16 protein-coding genes are annotated in these 17,071 nt (G+C 54.9%); 7 read left to right on the forward strand and 9 right to left on the reverse strand.

Translation table 11 applies throughout. The annotated features are described in order from the left end of the window. Positions 1-14: 14 nt before the first annotated feature. On the forward strand, positions 15-3,083 hold the full coding sequence (locus tag AACY09_RS05035) for a multidrug efflux RND transporter permease subunit (RefSeq protein WP_339486427.1): 3,069 nt from the start codon (positions 15-17) through the stop codon (positions 3,081-3,083). 164 nt (positions 3,084-3,247) lie between these two features. On the opposite strand, the gene AACY09_RS05040 is transcribed toward AACY09_RS05035, so the two are convergent. From AACY09_RS05040 to AACY09_RS05060, 5 genes are all read right to left on the reverse strand, one after another. Beyond that, entirely contained in the window at positions 3,248-3,463 is a 216-nt protein-coding gene (locus tag AACY09_RS05040; RefSeq protein WP_339486429.1) for a hypothetical protein, read from the reverse strand. Positions 3,464-3,782: 319 nt separating this feature from the next. After that, positions 3,783-5,429 (reverse strand): chaperonin GroEL, encoded by a 1,647-nt coding sequence (gene groL, locus AACY09_RS05045; RefSeq protein WP_339486430.1) that lies wholly within the window; start codon positions 5,427-5,429, stop codon positions 3,783-3,785. A gap of 47 nt (positions 5,430-5,476) precedes the next feature. Next, positions 5,477-5,770 (reverse strand): co-chaperone GroES, encoded by a 294-nt coding sequence (locus AACY09_RS05050; RefSeq protein WP_010486228.1) that lies wholly within the window; start codon positions 5,768-5,770, stop codon positions 5,477-5,479. Positions 5,771-6,100: 330 nt separating this feature from the next. Continuing rightward, entirely contained in the window at positions 6,101-6,556 is a 456-nt protein-coding gene (locus AACY09_RS05055) for an FxsA family protein (RefSeq protein ID WP_339486435.1), read from the reverse strand. 69 nt (positions 6,557-6,625) lie between these two features. Beyond that, the gene (locus tag AACY09_RS05060; RefSeq protein ID WP_339486436.1) at positions 6,626-7,351 is read right to left on the reverse strand and encodes a HugZ family pyridoxamine 5'-phosphate oxidase; all 726 of its coding nucleotides are present in this window, start codon (positions 7,349-7,351) and stop codon (positions 6,626-6,628) included. A gap of 209 nt (positions 7,352-7,560) precedes the next feature. Between AACY09_RS05060 and AACY09_RS05065 the strand changes: the two genes are divergently transcribed. Beyond that, positions 7,561-8,319 carry an SDR family oxidoreductase gene (locus AACY09_RS05065; protein ID WP_339486437.1) on the forward strand — a complete coding sequence of 253 codons (759 nt, stop codon included), beginning with the start codon at positions 7,561-7,563 and terminating at the stop codon, positions 8,317-8,319. A 76-nt stretch (positions 8,320-8,395) separates the two neighbouring features. Here AACY09_RS05065 and AACY09_RS05070 read toward each other — a convergent pair whose 3' ends face one another. Both AACY09_RS05070 and AACY09_RS05075 read right to left on the reverse strand, forming a co-directional pair. Beyond that, a complete protein-coding gene (locus AACY09_RS05070; protein WP_339486438.1) occupies positions 8,396-9,415 on the reverse strand; it encodes a DUF481 domain-containing protein in 1,020 nt (339 codons plus the stop codon). 128 nt (positions 9,416-9,543) lie between these two features. Continuing rightward, a complete protein-coding gene (locus AACY09_RS05075; protein ID WP_339486439.1) occupies positions 9,544-10,542 on the reverse strand; it encodes a DUF481 domain-containing protein in 999 nt (332 codons plus the stop codon). On the opposite strand from AACY09_RS05075, the gene AACY09_RS05080 reads away from it, so the two are divergent. The 3 genes from AACY09_RS05080 (at position 10,541) to AACY09_RS05090 (ending at position 13,492) form a co-directional block, all read left to right on the forward strand. After that, a complete protein-coding gene (locus AACY09_RS05080) occupies positions 10,541-10,933 on the forward strand; it encodes an MGMT family protein (RefSeq protein WP_339486440.1) in 393 nt (130 codons plus the stop codon). The two genes, AACY09_RS05075 and AACY09_RS05080, sit on opposite strands and share 2 nt — an antisense overlap. A 44-nt stretch (positions 10,934-10,977) precedes the next feature. Then, positions 10,978-12,546 (forward strand): AmpG family muropeptide MFS transporter, encoded by a 1,569-nt coding sequence (locus AACY09_RS05085; protein ID WP_339486441.1) that lies wholly within the window; start codon positions 10,978-10,980, stop codon positions 12,544-12,546. 244 nt (positions 12,547-12,790) lie between these two features. Further along, positions 12,791-13,492: a lipopolysaccharide kinase InaA family protein gene (locus tag AACY09_RS05090; protein WP_339486442.1), complete on the forward strand. Its 702-nt coding sequence runs from the start codon at positions 12,791-12,793 to the stop codon at positions 13,490-13,492. 100 nt (positions 13,493-13,592) lie between these two features. On the opposite strand, the gene AACY09_RS05095 is transcribed toward AACY09_RS05090, so the two are convergent. Beyond that, positions 13,593-14,432 (reverse strand): mechanosensitive ion channel family protein, encoded by an 840-nt coding sequence (locus AACY09_RS05095; protein WP_339486444.1) that lies wholly within the window; start codon positions 14,430-14,432, stop codon positions 13,593-13,595. A 136-nt stretch (positions 14,433-14,568) separates the two neighbouring features. Beyond that, a complete protein-coding gene (locus AACY09_RS05100) occupies positions 14,569-15,048 on the reverse strand; it encodes a YajQ family cyclic di-GMP-binding protein (protein ID WP_339486445.1) in 480 nt (159 codons plus the stop codon). Between the two features lie 144 nt (positions 15,049-15,192). Here AACY09_RS05100 and AACY09_RS05105 point away from each other — a divergent pair, with 144 nt between their 5' ends. Both AACY09_RS05105 and AACY09_RS05110 read left to right on the forward strand, forming a co-directional pair. Next, on the forward strand, positions 15,193-16,158 hold the full coding sequence (locus tag AACY09_RS05105) for a response regulator (RefSeq protein ID WP_339486446.1): 966 nt from the start codon (positions 15,193-15,195) through the stop codon (positions 16,156-16,158). Beyond that, a complete protein-coding gene (locus tag AACY09_RS05110) occupies positions 16,155-17,069 on the forward strand; it encodes a putative 2-dehydropantoate 2-reductase (protein WP_339486447.1) in 915 nt (304 codons plus the stop codon). The genes AACY09_RS05105 and AACY09_RS05110 overlap by 4 nt, the downstream gene beginning before the upstream one ends. Positions 17,070-17,071: the final 2 nt, after the last annotated feature.

Here is a 17,071-nt window from a genome sequence, read left to right on the forward strand (position 1 = left end):
CCAAGGAATCAGACATGGCTTTTACTGACCCATTTATTCGGCGCCCGGTGTTGGCGACCGTGGTCAGTTTGTTGATTATCCTGCTCGGTTTGCAGGCGTTCAATAAACTGACCATTCGTGAATATCCGCAGCTGGAAAACGCCCTGATCACCGTGACCACCGCTTACCCCGGGGCGAACGCCGAGACTATTCAGGGCTACATTACCCAGCCATTGCAGCAGAGTCTGGCCAGTGCCGAAGGCATTGACTACATGACCTCTGTAAGTCGGCAGAATTTCTCGGTGATCTCGATCTATGCGCGGATTGGCGCTGACAGCGACCGCTTGTTTACCGAACTGCTGGCCAAGGCCAACGAAGTTAAAAACCAGCTGCCTCAAGACGCTGAAGATCCGGTGTTATCGAAAGAAGCCGCTGACGCCTCCGCCTTGATGTACGTAAGCTTTTACAGTGATGAGCTGACCAACCCGCAAATCACCGATTACCTGTCGAGGGTCATCCAGCCAAAGCTGGCGACCTTGCCGGGCATGGCCGAAGCCGAGATTCTTGGCAACCAGGTGTTTGCCATGCGTTTATGGCTCGACCCGGTGAAAATGGCCGCCTATGGCATCACCGCGGGTGACGTAAACAGCGCCGTACGCAAGTACAACTTCCTTTCTGCGGCTGGCGAAGTCAAAGGCGAGTACGTGGTCACCAGCATCAATGCTGAGACCGACCTTAAAACCGTGGACGGCTTTTCTGCCATTCCGCTGAAAACCGTAGGCGACAGTCGGGTGTTGATCAGTGATGTCGCCCGGGTAGAAATGGGTGCCGAGAATTACGACTCGATCAGCTCCTTTGATGGCATTCCCTCGGTGTATATCGGCATCAAGGGCACGCCCAGTGCCAACCCGCTGGATGTGATCAAAGAAGTGCGCAAGGCCTTGCCGTCGCTCGAAGCGCAACAGCCGCCCAACCTCAAAGTTTCGATTGCCTACGATGCCACGCTGTTTATCCAGGCGTCGATCGATGAGGTGGTCAAGACCCTGGGCGAAGCGGTGATTATCGTCATCATCGTGGTGTTCCTGTTCCTCGGCGCACTGCGTTCGGTGTTGATCCCGGTGATCACCATTCCACTGTCGATGATCGGCGTGTTGTTTTTCATGCAACTGATGGGCTATTCCATCAACCTGCTGACCCTGCTGGCGATGGTCTTAGCCATTGGTTTGGTGGTCGACGATGCGATCGTCGTGGTGGAGAACATCCACCGCCATATAGAAGAAGGTAAAACCCCGTTCGATGCTGCCATTGAAGGCGCACGAGAAATCGCCGTGCCCGTGGTCTCAATGACCATTACCCTGGCAGCGGTATATGCGCCTATCGGCTTTCTTTCCGGCCTGACGGGGGCGTTATTCAAAGAGTTTGCTCTGACCCTGGCCGGCGCAGTGATCATCTCCGGTATCGTCGCCCTTACGCTGTCACCGATGATGTGCTCCAAGCTGTTGCGCCATGAACAGAAGTCCGGCGGCCTCACCCATAAGCTGGATCAGATCTTCGACAGGCTCAAAACCCGCTATCAGCGCAGCTTGCACAGCACCCTTGAAACCCGCGCTGTGGTGTTGGTATTTGCGATCATCGTCATGTGTCTGATTCCGGTGCTGCTCAAGTTCACCAAGAACGAACTGGCGCCTGAAGAGGATCAAAGCATCATCTTTATGTTTGCCAATGCACCGCAACCCACCAACCTCAATTACCTAAATAAGTACACCGATCAATTTCTGCCGATTTTCAAGGACATCCCGGAGTACAATTCTTGGTTCCAGATTAATGGCTTTGATGGTGTGCAATCGGGTATTGGCGGCTTCCAATTAAAGCCGTGGGACCAGCGCTCGCGCACCCAGATGGAGTTGTTGCCAGAGGTGCAAGCCAAGCTCAACGACATTCCCGGGCTGCAAGTGTTTGCCTTCAATCTGCCTTCCTTGCCGGGCACGGGCCAGGGTCTGCCCTTCCAATTTGTGGTTAACACGCCGAATGATTACGAGTCACTGCTGGCGTTGACCGACAAGATCAAAAAGCGTGCAGAAGAATCCGGTAAGTTCGCCTTCCTCGATGTCGATCTGGCATTCGACAAGCCTGAAGTCGTGGTTGATATCGACCGCGAAAAAGCTGCACAGATGGGCGTATCGATGGAAGACATCGGCGTTGCCCTGTCCAGCTTGCTCGGCGAGGGTGAGATCAACCGTTTCACCATCGAGGGGCGCAGCTACAAGGTCATCGCTCAGGTCGAACGGGCCTATCGCGACAACCCCGGCTGGCTAAGCAGTTACTACGTCAAGAGTGAAAGTGGCGCGCTGCTACCGCTGTCGACGCTGATCAAGGTCAGCGACCGCGCGCGGCCGACCCAGCTCAACCAGTTTCAGCAGCTTAATTCGGCAATCATTCAAGGCTTCCCGATTGTCAGCATGGGCGAAGCCATCGACACGGTGCGGCAAATCGCCGAGGAAGAAGCGCCAGCGGGCTACTCATTCGATTACGCCGGCTCCTCACGACAGTACATCCAGGAAGGCACGGCGTTGTATGCAACCTTCGGCATCGCCTTGGCGCTGATTTTCCTGGTGCTGGCCGCGCAATTCGAGAGTTTCCGCGACCCGCTGGTGATCATGGTCACCGTACCGCTGTCGATCTGTGGCGCGCTGATACCGTTGTTTCTCGGCCTGTCGAGTATGAACATCTACACCCAGGTGGGTTTGGTGACCTTGATCGGACTGATTACCAAGCACGGCATTTTAATTGTCGAGTTCGCCAATCAGCTACGGCGCGACAAAGGGCTGTCACGTCGTGAAGCCATTGAAGAAGCAGCTTCGATTCGTCTGCGTCCAGTGCTTATGACGACGGCGGCAATGGTTTTCGGCATGGTGCCGCTGATTTTGGCCACCGGTGCGGGCGCAGTGAGCCGCTTTGATATCGGCTTGGTGATTGCCACCGGCATGAGCGTCGGCACCCTGTTCACCTTGTTCGTATTGCCCTGCGTGTACACGCTGATTGCACACCCGGATAAAGCGCCTGAACCTGAGCCAGATCACCTCGCAGGGCCCGTTACGCCATAGCCTGCCCTCAGCCCCAACAACGCCCGTGGCATGCACCGCACGGGCGTTTTTTTATGCACAATGAATACTGTCCAGGAGGCGACAAGGCGAAGCCTGCCCACCAGAGGGCGAATAATCCAACGATCCAAGGTTAACAATGGCGGACGGAATGAGCGTCGTGCGCCCTACTTCAGGCCCTGCGACATGCCGAACATAAATAACAGCAAGTCGTGATCAGGTTTGGTTTGCTCGTCAGCACGCTGACTGATCGGCACTGGACAGTACCCTTGACTGAACCCGGTAATAATCTGCGGGCTGTCTTCGCTCCACGCGGCGAAAGCCAGGGACGTCACACCTAGCGCGCCGACCAGGAACAAACCTCGAGCAATTTCTAACTTCATTACTGCAACCTCTTGATAGCGCTGTTAAACGCTGTTTTCTTACCCTAGATCACCCAAGCGAAGAATGTGGGTTTGTGCGACAAGCGGTAGGCGCTTGAATCGGAGCGACCAGCAATAGGCTCCGACCAGGCAGAGCCTCAGAACCTGGTGCTCTGGATTGTTTCCCACTGCCATTGATTCTCTCCAATAGTTGGTGAAAAAAACGTCAATTGACTCAGGCCCAACGGTGGTCACAGACGCTTGTCGATCAGTGGTTGGCCTTTACCGAAGGCAAAAAAAACCCCGCGACAGGCGCGGGGTTCTTTAGGTACAGGCTGGGTTACATCATACCGCCCATGCCACCCATACCACCCATGCCGCCCATATCAGGCATTGCTGGGCCTTTGTCGTCAGCTACTTCAGCGATCATCGCTTCGGTAGTGATCATCAGGCTGCCGATAGAGGAAGCCGCTTGCAGCGCCGAACGAGTAACCTTAGCTGGATCAAGGATACCCATTTCGATCATGTCGCCGTACACGCCAGTTGCAGCGTTGTAACCGTAGTTACCTTCGCCTTGCTTGACCTTGTCGACTACAACGCTTGGCTCGTCGCCTGCGTTGGCAACAATCTGACGCAGTGGCGCTTCAACAGCGCGACGCAGCAGTGCGATGCCGACGTTCTGATCTTCGTTGTCGCCTTTCAGGTCGACGATAGCCAGCAGAGCGCGAACCAGTGCCACGCCACCGCCAGGTACCACGCCTTCTTCTACCGCTGCACGGGTAGCGTGCAGGGCATCTTCAACGCGGGCTTTCTTCTCTTTCATTTCAACTTCGGTACCAGCACCGACTTTGATCACGGCAACACCGCCAGCCAGTTTGGCCAGACGCTCTTGCAGTTTCTCTTTGTCGTAATCCGAAGAGGTGTCTTCAACCTGCTTGCGGATCTGAGCAACGCGGGCTTCGATATCAACCTGCTGACCAGCACCATCGATGATGGTGGTGTTTTCTTTGCTCAGGATTACGCGCTTAGCGTTACCCAGGTGCTCAAGTGTCGTGCCTTCAAGGCTCAGACCGACTTCTTCAGAGATCACAGTACCGCCAGTCAGGATCGCGATGTCCTGCAGCATGGCCTTACGACGATCACCAAAGCCTGGCGCTTTAACAGCAGCGACTTTGACAATACCGCGCATGTTGTTCACAACCAGAGTCGCCAGGGCTTCGCCTTCAACGTCTTCAGCAACGATCAACAGTGGACGACCGGCTTTGGCAACAGCTTCCAGCACCGGCAGCATTTCGCGGATGTTGGAGATCTTTTTGTCGACCAGCAGGATCAGCGGCGTTTCAAGCTCAGCAACCATGGTGTCTGGCTTGTTGATGAAGTATGGCGACAGGTAGCCACGGTCAAACTGCATGCCTTCTACAACAGACAATTCGTTTTCCAGGCCCGAGCCTTCTTCAACAGTGATCACGCCTTCTTTACCGACTTTTTCCATGGCTTCAGCGATGATGTCGCCGATGGAGTTGTCGGAGTTAGCCGAGATAGTACCGACCTGAGCGATTGCCTTGGTGTCAGCGCATGGCTTGGACAGGTTCTTCAGCTCTTTAACGATAGCGATGGTTGCTTTATCGATACCGCGCTTGAGGTCCATTGGGTTCATGCCAGCAGCGACGGCTTTAAGGCCTTCGTTGACGATAGCTTGAGCCAGAACTGTAGCCGTAGTAGTACCGTCGCCTGCAGCGTCGTTTGCCTTGGAGGCAACGTCTTTAACCAGCTGAGCGCCCATGTTTTCAAAGCGGTCTTTCAGCTCGATTTCTTTAGCAACAGAAACGCCGTCTTTGGTGATGGTCGGAGCACCGAAGCTCTTTTCCAGCACAACGTTACGGCCTTTAGGGCCTAAAGTTGCTTTTACAGCGTCAGCCAGGACGTTGACACCGGCGAGCATTTTTTTACGGGCGGAGTCGCCGAATTTAACTTCTTTAGCAGCCATGGAAATGGTTCCTCAATTCTTGACGGTTAAACGGAGATTCGTGGAAATCAGGCTTCAACAACGGCCAGGATTTCGCTTTCACCCATTACCAACAGGTCTTCGCCATCAACTTTGACGGTGTTGCTACCGGAGTAAGGGCCGAACACAACCTTGTCACCAACCTTGACGGCCAGTGCACGAACTTCGCCGTTGTCCAGCACGCGACCAGTGCCTACGGCAACGATCTCGCCTTGGTTAGGCTTTTCTGCAGCGGAACCAGGCAGAACGATACCGCCAGCGGTTTTGGTTTCTTCTTCGCTGCGGCGAATCACTACGCGGTCATGCAGAGGACGAAGCTTCATTGTCGATCTCTCCCAATAGATTGGTTTATCAGCCGGTGTCTTCACCGGCGGTTAGCAAAGTCCGGCGTTGCCGGTAGCGCTGTGCAGTGCACAACGCTGAAGTCTGTTCTGTCTAAATGACAGAAAACCTTGCGGTGTCTGCTACATGCGGGCGCAAAAGAGGATTTCAAGGGTGGCCGGCAATTTTTTTTACAATAAAACCTGCGACCAGAGGCTTAAATGCCTGCCCTGTAGCGACGCTATCCCCGCGGCAGCTCAGTGCCTTGTCAGCCTTAATGAAAAAGCCCGTGCTAGGCACGGGCTGATTGCATCTGAACAAAGATTTTGCGGTTATTCGCGGCGCTCGTACTCGCCTTCGAGCACATTAGGACGCGAATCGGCTGGACGCTGGGCCGCTGCCAGGTCATCCGCAAATGCACGCTGGCGTGCAGCCTGATCAGCTGCGCGCGCACGGATTTTACCGACAAAAATACGGCGGGTGAACGGAATCAGGCAGAGCAAACCAAAGATGTCGCTGATAAAACCGGGCAGCAGCAGCAAGCCACCTCCTACTGCAATCATCAGGCCTTCCAGGACTTCCTGCTCAGGCAGTTCGCCACGGGCAAGACGTTCACGGGCACGAAATGCAGTCGCGATTCCAGCAACTCGCAGAAGAATGCTACCCAGCACGGCGGAGCCAATTACCAGCAAAATAGTCGGTATCGCACCAATTGCGCCACCCACTTTAATCAATACGGCCAGCTCGATGAGCGGGAACAACAACACTAAAAACAAAAAAGCACGCATCAGAATTTCCTTAACGGAAGAACAGCTTCCTGTGAGGATGAAGTATGGGTTCGCGTGCTTAATTCAAGCTTAAGCATCATTATTTACCGGCCATACGTCGGCGTGGGCCAATGCCACCAAGGCCTGGCGCACCGCCCCGGGAGTGTTACAAAGTGTTGGGAAGGCCAACCAGTGGATACTTTTGCCAATGCGCAGATGGAAACCTTCGCTATCAATACCCACCAACTGCGCAGGCGACTGGGCTGGCAAGGCTGCAAGCTCAATATAGTGGGCAATTGCTTTGCTGTGATCAGCATTCATGTGCTCGATCATGCTCAACTCTGATTCCCCGGCAAAGGTGTTACTCAAGGCCACTTGGTCCACCCAGTGGATTGCCCCGAATCCGCCAATGTAGCGGCTGCGCACCGGTTCAAGACGCCAGAAATCAAAATCATGGGCACGATGATAATCAGCCGACTCAGGAAAATAGCGGTAGTAACGCGCAGCAGCGGCTTCAATGGCTTGCGCATCGTCCAACTGCTTGGCCTCGGCCAGCACCGTTAAGCGCCCTGCGGCCTGGACATCTTCAGCCGCGCGCTCGCCGACGAGAAGGGAGCATTTGGGGTCCCGCTGCAGGTTATGAGTGTGCTGGGCAATACGGCTAATAAGGATCAACGGGTAACCCTGTTCATCAAGGCAGTACGGCACCACTGATCCAAAAGGGAAGCCAGGCATGCTCTTGGAATGCGTCGAAAGTACACCCCGGTATTCCTTGAGCAACAATTCTCGGGCATGCTTAGCCGCGCTTACGCTCATTTAATGACCCCCTGAAAAAAATTCGTCATAAAAAATACCGCTGGCGCCATGGTTAAATTAACCGGCCAACCCAGCGCTAGAGATCCGCTTATGCCCGCAGTTTACGCTGCCAGGGCAAATTTTCAGTAGATTTCGCCAATCGAACGAATCACAGGCTCGACCCACGGTCGCCTGCAGGGGCTTACAACACACTTTTAGGGGGTTACTCCATGCAACTGCAAGACAAAGTCATCATCATCACCGGTGGCTGCCAGGGCCTGGGCCGCGCCATGGGCGAATACCTGGCCAGCAAAGGCGCCAAGCTGGCACTGGTCGACCTCAATCAAGAGCGTCTCGACGAAGCCGTAGCGGCCTGTAAGGCTTTTGGCACTGAAGCCCGCTCGTACCTGTGTAACGTCGCCAGTGAAGAGCAAGTCATTCACACTGTCGCGCAAATCGCTGAAGACTTCGGCGCCATCAATGGCCTGGTTAACAACGCCGGAATTTTGCGTGATGGCCTGACCATCAAGGTTAAAGATGGCGAGATGAGCAAAATGAGCTTGGCCCAGTGGCAAGCGGTTATCGACGTTAACCTGACGGGTGTGTTCCTTTGCACCCGTGAAGTCGCGGCGAAGATGGTTGAGCTGAACAATCAGGGCGCAATTATCAATATTTCCTCGATCTCGCGCGCTGGCAACATGGGCCAGGCCAACTACTCGGCGGCCAAGGCCGGTGTAGCGGCAGACACAGTGGTCTGGGCCAAAGAGCTTGCACGCTACGGCATCCGCGTTGCAGGCGTTGCACCAGGTTTCATCGAGACCGAGATGGTTGCCAGCATGAAACCAGAAGCCCTGGAGAAAATGACCTCAGGCATTCCGTTGCGCCGCCTGGGAAAACCCGCTGAAATCGCCCACTCAGTGGCTTACATCCTCGAAAACGATTACTACACCGGTCGTATTCTCGAACTGGATGGCGGCCTGCGCCTGTAATCATTGCGAGCCTTAGCCCGCTCAACGAAAAACGCCCCGCAATGCGGGGCGTTCTTTTTTGCTAGACGAGTCGCCTTTACCAGCCGACACCGAAGCCCAGGCTGTAACGGGTTTCATCCAACTCATTGTCAGAGTCGCCACCGCTGACCAAGTCCTTCTCGGCCTTCATATTGAGCGAGGCCCAGTCAGTCACCTTGTAGCGCAGACCCACTTCGGCGTCGAAGGTGTACTCGGCTACGTTATCAAGCGGCTTGCCGACCTCGCCCGTGGTAAAGAACTCAACCGCCTTGCCCAGCAGGTAACGGTTGTAATCCCACTTGCCACTGATGGCGTAGAAGTTGGTCTTGTCGCCGTTGGCATATTCGTAATCCGTGCGGTCAAGAAGGCCGGCAATAGAGAATGCGCCCAACTCGTCGTCCCAGAACTGATAACCAGGACCGGTACCGACCGTGCGCTGGCGCTCTACGTCTTCAACCTTGTCGCGCTTGTACTCAAGCCGTCCTTGCCAGAACCAATGTTCATCCAGAAACCGGTCAAGTGCATATTCGGCGTCCCAGTTGTCAGTGGTGACCACATTGTCCGACAGTTCGCGGTTGTAGCTGGCGGTCGCATTATGCCGCCACTTGCCATGTCGAGCCTGGGTTTTCAGGTCGAGGTCATAATCGTCGGTATCGGTGTCTGCACGCTTGAAGTCAAAGGCTGCATCGATATTACCGCGCCATGTCAGGTCTTCGACCAAGGGCTTGGGCTTCATGATCTGGGTGATACTGGCCAATTCGACGGTGCGTTCCTCACCATTGACCAACACCACTTGCCCGGTATCGCCAGCGCGTAATGATTTCGCCCGCTCTGTGTTCGAGTCGTCTTCCTTAACCAGCAGCTCACGCTCACTTTCAAGGGTTTTGACGTTGCTCCACTTCAGCGGAATCGCCCCGGCATAATCGGTTTGCAGGAGTAATTTGCTGCCGTCGAAGAATTTGATTGTCCCAGTCAGACGATCGCCGTTCTTTAGCCAGACGGTATCGGCTAAAAGTGGGGATGCGACCAGCGACAAGGTAAGACTGAGTAATGCACGAAAAGCTGTATTTGAAAACATAGTTGGACTATGACTGCGTGGATTCAAGGGATGCCGCGCATTATCTACATTCGCGACAGCTGAACAACCACTGACCGAGCTTTTTCGGTCAAGTTCAGGATTTTCCGATCAATTGACTCAGGTATTGGCTACCACCCCACGCCAACGCCGATCAAAAAGTTCTCATCGCTGTTATTTGCGCCCTGCGCTTCAATGCGGTCCAGTTCATACAAAATCGACACCCGCGCCCAACTATTCAGCCGATAACGCAGGCCAAACTCACTGTCGATGACATAATCAATCTCGCTGATCTCCGGGAACTGAATTTCCGCGTTGGTGTAGAGCTCCAGGCGTGTCCCCCAGAGCAAGCGCTTGTAATCCCATGCCATTGAAAACGTACGGAAGCTCAGGTCGCCGCCGGGGTAATCGAATTTAACCTGGTTGACCTGCCCAATCAGATCGAAGCGGCCCAGGGAATCATCCCAGAATCGGTAGCCGGGCCCGGTGCCGATAATCTGCTGTTTCTCGACAAACTCAAGGTGATCGATTTCCTGCTCACCGCCTAAACGCCAAAACCAATGCTCGTTGAAAAACCGGTCAATATCGTATTCAACATGCCAGTTGTCATCGGTCAAACGGTCGTTGGTTGTCTCCCGTTCGTACTCACCATTCATCACCTGACGCCAGCGGCCTTGCTCGATGCGCGTATCGCCTTTGATCCTGAACTCATCGGAGTTGTCGTCTTTGCGCTCAAGGTTTAGTTTGGCGTCGAGATTGCCCTCCCAGGTAAAGTCTTTAAGCAAGTCTCTCGCAGGCACCAGGCGCGTGACACTGGCCAGCGGCACGGTCTCTGTAGAGCCGTTGGTAATGCGCACCATGCCTTTGCCTGCGGCAGCAATGCGCTCACTGTGGGTACTGTCCAAACCTTGGCGACGAATTAACAGCGGCTGCTCGGCGCTGAGTGTTTCGATATCGGACCAGTTGATTAATACTTGGCCGGCATATTTGGTCTTCAGCGCCAGCTTTCCACCATCGAGCAGGATAATTTCACCGCTCATGCGGTCACCATTATTCAACCAGACGGTATCGGCCATAAGCGGCGCAGCAACCCCGAGCAGGATTAAAAGTAAACAGGTACGCAGCCACATGATTAATCACCCAGACCCAAGACAGGTTAAACCCGCCAAGGATGCCGCCTTGCAAGCCTCCAAAGCAAGCCAGCAGGAGCGCCTGACCGCCTTGTATACGGTGCTGGCACAGGTTCCTCAGGGGTGCGTGGTGAGTTATGGCCAACTGGCCGAACTCGCAGGCTTGGGTCGTGCTGCGCGCTGGGTGGGGCGAACCCTAAGTAAATTGCCAGATGGCAGCACATTACCCTGGCACCGGGTGGTGGCCGCCGGCGGCAGACTGAGCTTGAGTGCAGGCAGCCATTCAGGGGCGGAACAACGCGCCAGATTACGTGCCGAAGGCTTAACGATTCGCGGGGAAAAAGTGGATATCCGACAGCACGGCTGGCGTCCAATGGAGCACAGCGGTTAGAGTGCGCCCTTTGTTAAGTATTTCTTTAGGCTGAAACCTGCCCAATGCCTCAAAAAAGCTGGCGCGAAGCTCTCGCTGCCTACTCTAGCCCCTCGACACTGGTACTACTGCTACTTGGATTCGCTGCCGGCATGCCTTACATGCTGGTGTTTTCCACTCTGTCAGTGTGGCTGCGTGAAGCCGGTGTTGCCCGTGACACCATTGGCTTCGCCAGCCTGATAGGCCTTGCCTACGCCTTTAAATGGGTTTGGTCACCGCTCCTCGATCAGTGGCGCCTACCCCTGCTGGGAAAACTCGGTCGACGTCGTTCGTGGCTAGTACTTTCGCAACTATTGATTGTGATCGGCATGGCGGGCATGGCCATGTGCGACCCACAAACCCGCCTCACCTGGTTGATTGCACTGGCGGTCGTCGTCGCGTTCGCCTCTGCCACCCAGGACATTGCTGTTGATGCCTATCGTCTTGAAATCGTGGATGACAGCCGCCAAGCCGCGCTGGCCGCAAGTTACATGGCCGGTTACCGTATTGCCGCCTTGCTCGCCACAGCTGGCGCGCTGTATTTCGCAGAGGGGTTCGGCTCAACCACCCAGCTCTATCAATTCAGCGCGTGGTCAAGCACCTACCTGGTATTTGCCTTGCTGATGGTGCCCGCGCTGATTACCAGCCTGTGGATGCGAGAGCCGGACGTGCCAATCCGCACCCAGATGGCGGCCGCTCGATATGGCTTCAGCCATCAAGTCGCCTCGGTGCTAGTGTTGATCGTGCTGCTGGTCTCAGTTCCCGCAATGTTCACCCAGTTGTATAACACCGACTTTGCCAGCGTAATATCCGGCCAGATGAGCATGCTGGATCTGCTGCTCACCGATCGCGCATTTCTGCGTGCCCTGCTCTACACCATTCTGACCACACTGTGCCTGTCAGCCATGGGCCGGCGCAGCTTGGCGCCGGTACTGACACCGGTGAATGATTTTGTGATGCGCTACCGCTGGCAAGCGTTCGTGCTACTGGGGTTGATCGCCACCTATCGCATGTCTGATACGGTGATGGGTGTGATGGCTAACGTCTTCTATATCGACCAGGGCTTCACCAAAGATCAAATTGCCAGTGTCAGCAAGTTGTTCGGCTTGTTTATGACCCTGTTTGGCGCAGGCTTCGGTGGTTTGCTGATCGTGCGCTTCGGGATTTTGCCGATTCTGTTTATCGGCGGTGCGGCGTCAGCAGCCACCAACTTACTGTTCCTGATGCTGGCGGGCATGGGTGCGAACCTGCACATGCTGATTATCACCATATCAGCGGACAACTTCAGTGCGGGCCTCGCCACGGCTGCATTTGTTGCCTACCTGTCGAGCCTGACCAACCTCAAATTCTCCGCCACTCAATATGCCCTGCTCAGTTCAATCATGCTGCTGTTGCCGCGCCTGATTGGCGGCTATTCAGGGGTAATGGTTGAGAAATTCGGTTACCAGCACTTTTTCCTGATCACCGCCCTGCTCGGCATACCCACGTTGTTTATGATCCTTATCCAATGGCGCCGCGAGCGCACACAAACCAATGGTGACTCGCCTACACCCGCAGAAGGCACCCAGCCTCAGAGCACCACCGAGCAAGCGTAAGGCCACCCATCTGTGGCGATGCTGCCGACAACAGCATCGCTAACCTCTGCAATATTACTATTTGAATCATAACTAAAGGCCGATCTACTTCAATCTGACGATAAAGTGGTGGTATTGTTGCCGACTATTTTAGATTCGTTATTCACGGACATTCGGTCCACACAATAATGAAATCAACACCCTGCTGCTGTGTTGGATTGCACTGTACCGGCGCGGGCTGATTGATTTCGCTACGGAGCTCAGTATGCAGTCAGAGCAACATTCGGCCTCCAGCGCTGAAAACAACCTGTTTGAAGCCTGGTGGGCAAAGCAAGGTGAATGGGTTGAGCCACCCAATGTGCGCCGCGGCGGCGAAAGTGGTGTGCAGCGCATTCAGGATGACAACGGCAACCTGCTCTATGCCAAACGTCAAACCGGTCACATTCACCGCAGCTGGCTACACCCATTCGGCCGCCTGACCGTTCTGCGCGAGCGCGATGCCCTGACGGGCGCCCGCCAGGCGGGTGTGAATGTCCCGCAGATTGTTTACTGCTCAACCAGCGGTGAGCGCGGCCTGCTAGTGACAGCAGCATTGGAAGGCTATCAAACCATTGAAGACTGGTACGCCTCTGGTGGACGCGAACAATACGGTGAGGCCCTGCATACGCAACTGCTGAAAACCGTGGGAATCAACATCGCCCGTCTCAACCGTGCGCGCTGGCAACATGGCTGCATCTACGCCAAGCACGTGTTTGTCTATGTTGAGGGCGAAGGCACTGGCGCTAAGTCACACGCCGCACTACTTGATCTGGAAAAATGCCGTCAGCGCCTGACCAGTAAACAGGCCGCGTTGCACGACATGAAGCAACTGCGCCGGCACTCGGCTTGGAGTGCGGTGGATTGGAAAATCCTCAAAGACGCTTACGAGCAAGAGTTCGGCCGCAAAATCAGCGAGCTACCCGACTGATAGCCGTACAGGCATTCAGCCAGGCAGATGATGCTCATCTGCCTGGCTGAAGGTCCCTGCGCCCAGCTACGTGCACGCAGGTTTAACGCCACAGGATGCCTTACTCTTTAGTCGCCGGTGCAGGCGCCATGTGCATAACACGCTGCGGGAATGGAATGCCAATGCCGGCTTCCTCAAGCTCGACCTTGGTGCGCTCGGTAAACTCAAAGGTCACGGGCCAGAAATCGCCTGTCGCGACCCACACGCGCAATGACAAATTGACCGAGCTCTCACCCAACCCCGTCACATACACCACCGGCTCTGGTGAGGCATGCACACGTGGGTCCTTGGCGATGTTCAGCAGTACTTCACGGGCTTTTTTGATGTCGCTGGAGTAATCAATACCCACTACAATCTCGGCACGGCGCTTAGGCTCCCGCGAGTAGTTGGTGATATTGCCGTTCGACAGGCTGCCGTTGGGCACAATGATCACTTTGTTGTCAGCGGTTTTCAGGGTGGTGTGGAAAATCTGGATGGTGTCGACGGTACCGCCAACCCCTTGGCCTTCGATCCAGTCGCCGACACGGAACGGGCGAAACATCATGATCAGCACACCGCCGGCAAAGTTGGCCAGGCTGCCTTGCAGCGCCAAACCAATCGCCAGACCGGCTGCACCAATGACCGCAATAAATGAAGTGGTCTCAACTCCAATCATCGAAGCAACGCTGACCACCAGCAGTATTTTCAAGATGATATTGGCAATGCTGCCGACAAAACCAGTGAGCGCTGGGTCAACCTTGCGCGCGCTGAGCACAGTTGCAACGCGACGGGTCAAGGCGTTGATCAACCACCAGCCGATTGCCAGGGTCAATAAAGCCAAACCGAACTTCAAGGCATAGCCCACCACAATTGGCAGCCATGCCTGAGACATCTCGAGAATCTGATCGACGGTTATATCCATGGAGCACTCCTTTAAAAACCAAACTTCACTACAGCAAATAGGTAAAACGAAATCGCCATGGCAAGCCATGGCGATTAAATTGCTACTACACCTTTTTGCGACGGCATCGCGCCGTCAAGGTTCAATCCATTGGGCTTTAATCGCGGAAATTGTTGAATTGCAGTGGCATATCGAACTCTTTCGCACGCAATACGGCAATCGCCTCCTGCAGGTCGTCCCGTTTTTTGCCTGTCACACGAACCTGTTCGCCTTGAATCGCGGGCTGCACTTTAAGCTTGGCCTCTTTGATATAGGCGACGATTTTTTTCGCCAGCTCTTTATCGATCCCTTCACGCAGGGTAGCTTCTTGCTTGACCAACTTACCTGAAGCGTAAGCATCTTTAAATTCAAGGCACTGCACATCAATCTTGCGCTTGACCAAACTCAGCTTGAGAATTTCAGCCATTTGCTCAAGCTGAAAGTCGGCGTCAGCGGTTAAAGTGACGGTTAATTCCTTAGCTTCGAAGCTGCCTTTGCCGCGAAGGTCGTAGCGACGCTCCAGCTCTTTCATGGCATTGTCGATGGCATTGGTCACTTCGTGTTTGTCCAACTCGGACACCACGTCGAACGAAGGCATAGGTTTCCCCTCTATTTGGCGCGACCCACATCACGAATGGGCCGCAGATTGCTTGACGAGTAAAAATCTTAATCATTATATATCGGGAGCGACATCGACTGCCCAGCAGTGCTCCCAGTTCACACCTCCTTTTGTGAGTTTTAAATGCCTAACCCACACCTCAGCATCATGGTGGTGGACGATGCCAAGTTCTCCAGTGCAATTATCGGCCGCACGCTGAGCCAAGCCGGATACATCGATATCCGCTTCGCCAACAGCGCAAGCGAAGCACTCAGGCAACTTGAAGCACGCCCTGCGAACGTACTCCTTGCCGATTGGCTAATGCCTGAAACAGACGGTTTGATGCTGACTTCCCAAGTACGCCAGCTGGATGAAACGTCAGACCACTACACCTATGTTATTTTGCTCACCGGCAAAGAAGGTGAAAATGTCCTGAGCGAAGCTTTTGACAGTGGCGTAGATGACTTCATCAATAAATCCGTGATGAATGAACAACTGGTTCCGCGGGTCTTCGCCGCTGATCGCTTGTGCAACACATTGCAGCGCCTGCTGATCGAAAACCGCCTGCTGGCCGACAATATCGCCAGCCTTGAACAGCGCAATCTGGTTGATTCACTGACTGGATTGGGCAATTCACGCTACCTCGAACTCAAACTCGAAACCAGCCTGCGCAATGTCGAGTCACGCGGCGGCGCCTTGGGATACCTGCTGATCGGCCTGCAAGAAGCGGATGAGCTGCGCAAACAGTATGGCGAATCTCTCTACAATGAGCTGTTGCACAACGTTGGCAGGCGTCTGCAGCAGTTGGTACGACCGCTGGATGTGCTAACCCGCATCGATGACAACCACTTTGGCCTAGTCACCTTGCTGTCCAACCTGCAAGAGTGCTCACCCAGCAGCTTCAAACGCTTGCACGAAGGCCTCAACCTCAAGGCATTCAAGACCAGCGAAGGTTTTATCAGCCTCAAGGCCGGGGTTTGCCTCATCGGCCTGGATAACCGCAACCTACCCGTCAGCCCAGTCGACTTGATCAACAATGCCAAGCGCCTACTACCGGAGTCCTATGCCAGTGGCCGTGTGGCGGCGATGCGCCTGCCAGAGGCCGTGTGACTAGCCGTTGGCATGTTCTAGGCGCGGGCTCACTAGGCGGATTGTGGGCCGCTCGCCTGTTTCGCAGCGGCTGCGATGTCGAATTAATTCTGCGCGATCAGCAGCGTCTTGCCGACTATAAAAGTGCCGCAGGCTTGACCCTCACTGAAGACGATCAGGTTAACTGCTACCCAATACCTGCCGTAGCGCTGGATAACTGCGGGCCTGTCTCTCGGCTGCTGCTGGCCTGCAAAGCCTATGATGCGCCCGCGGCCGCTAGCCAACTGGCGCCCCTGCTCACAGCCAATGCAGAGGTGATCCTTCTGCAGAACGGTCTGGGCAGCCAGGAGCGCGTCGCAGACCTAATCAACGCCCGCTGTATTCTGGCCTCAAGCACTGAAGGCGCATTTCGCCAGGCCGACTTTTCCATCGTTTATGCCGGGCATGGTCACACATGGCTGGGTGATCCGCTGCGGCCTGCACCGCCGAGTTGGCTTGAGGATTTACAGCAAAGCCAGATAAGTCACGACTGGACGGTGGATATCGTCAGCCGCCTGTGGCGCAAGCTGGCACTTAACTGCGCAATTAATCCGCTGACGGTGTTATATGATTGTCGCAACGGCGGCTTACGTGAACACACCGACGAAGTGGCAGGCCTCTGTGCTGAGCTGAGCCAGTTACTGCAAGCGTGCGGCATGCCTGACGCCGCAACAGGCTTGCATGAGCAGGTACTAAAGGTGATCAATGCCACCGCAGCCAACTACTCATCAATGCATCAGGATGTCCGGCAAAAACGCCGCACTGAAATTGCCTACTTGATGGGCTACGTCTGTTCCGCCGCGGAACAACATCAACTGCAATTGACACAACTCAATGAGTTAAACACCCGCCTTTGCCACTACCTTGATACACATGGATTGCCCCGCCACTAGCA

The organism is Pseudomonas sp. EL_65y_Pfl2_R95, from assembly GCF_963971045.1.
Lineage (GTDB): Bacteria > Pseudomonadota > Gammaproteobacteria > Pseudomonadales > Pseudomonadaceae > Aquipseudomonas.

Bases quoted from the DNA above. Each gene is read 5' to 3' on its own strand.
- AACY09_RS05060 (WP_339486436.1), bottom strand. From the start codon at position 7,351: ATGAGCGTAAGCGCGGCTAAGCATGCCCGAGAATTGTTGCTCAAGGAA.
- groL (WP_339486430.1), bottom strand. From the start codon at position 5,429: ATGGCTGCTAAAGAAGTTAAATTCGGCGACTCCGCCCGTAAAAAAATG.
- AACY09_RS05040 (WP_339486429.1), bottom strand. From the start codon at position 3,463: ATGAAGTTAGAAATTGCTCGAGGTTTGTTCCTGGTCGGCGCGCTAGGT.
- AACY09_RS05070 (WP_339486438.1), bottom strand. From the start codon at position 9,415: ATGTTTTCAAATACAGCTTTTCGTGCATTACTCAGTCTTACCTTGTCG.
- AACY09_RS05055 (WP_339486435.1), bottom strand. From the start codon at position 6,556: ATGCGTGCTTTTTTGTTTTTAGTGTTGTTGTTCCCGCTCATCGAGCTG.
- AACY09_RS05075 (WP_339486439.1), bottom strand. From the start codon at position 10,542: ATGTGGCTGCGTACCTGTTTACTTTTAATCCTGCTCGGGGTTGCTGCG.
- AACY09_RS05090 (WP_339486442.1), top strand. From the start codon at position 12,791: ATGCAGTCAGAGCAACATTCGGCCTCCAGCGCTGAAAACAACCTGTTT.
- AACY09_RS05105 (WP_339486446.1), top strand. From the start codon at position 15,193: ATGCCTAACCCACACCTCAGCATCATGGTGGTGGACGATGCCAAGTTC.
- AACY09_RS05080 (WP_339486440.1), top strand. From the start codon at position 10,541: ATGATTAATCACCCAGACCCAAGACAGGTTAAACCCGCCAAGGATGCC.
- AACY09_RS05085 (WP_339486441.1), top strand. From the start codon at position 10,978: ATGCCTCAAAAAAGCTGGCGCGAAGCTCTCGCTGCCTACTCTAGCCCC.
- AACY09_RS05065 (WP_339486437.1), top strand. From the start codon at position 7,561: ATGCAACTGCAAGACAAAGTCATCATCATCACCGGTGGCTGCCAGGGC.
- AACY09_RS05095 (WP_339486444.1), bottom strand. From the start codon at position 14,432: ATGGATATAACCGTCGATCAGATTCTCGAGATGTCTCAGGCATGGCTG.
- AACY09_RS05100 (WP_339486445.1), bottom strand. From the start codon at position 15,048: ATGCCTTCGTTCGACGTGGTGTCCGAGTTGGACAAACACGAAGTGACC.
- AACY09_RS05050 (WP_010486228.1), bottom strand. From the start codon at position 5,770: ATGAAGCTTCGTCCTCTGCATGACCGCGTAGTGATTCGCCGCAGCGAA.
- AACY09_RS05035 (WP_339486427.1), top strand. From the start codon at position 15: ATGGCTTTTACTGACCCATTTATTCGGCGCCCGGTGTTGGCGACCGTG.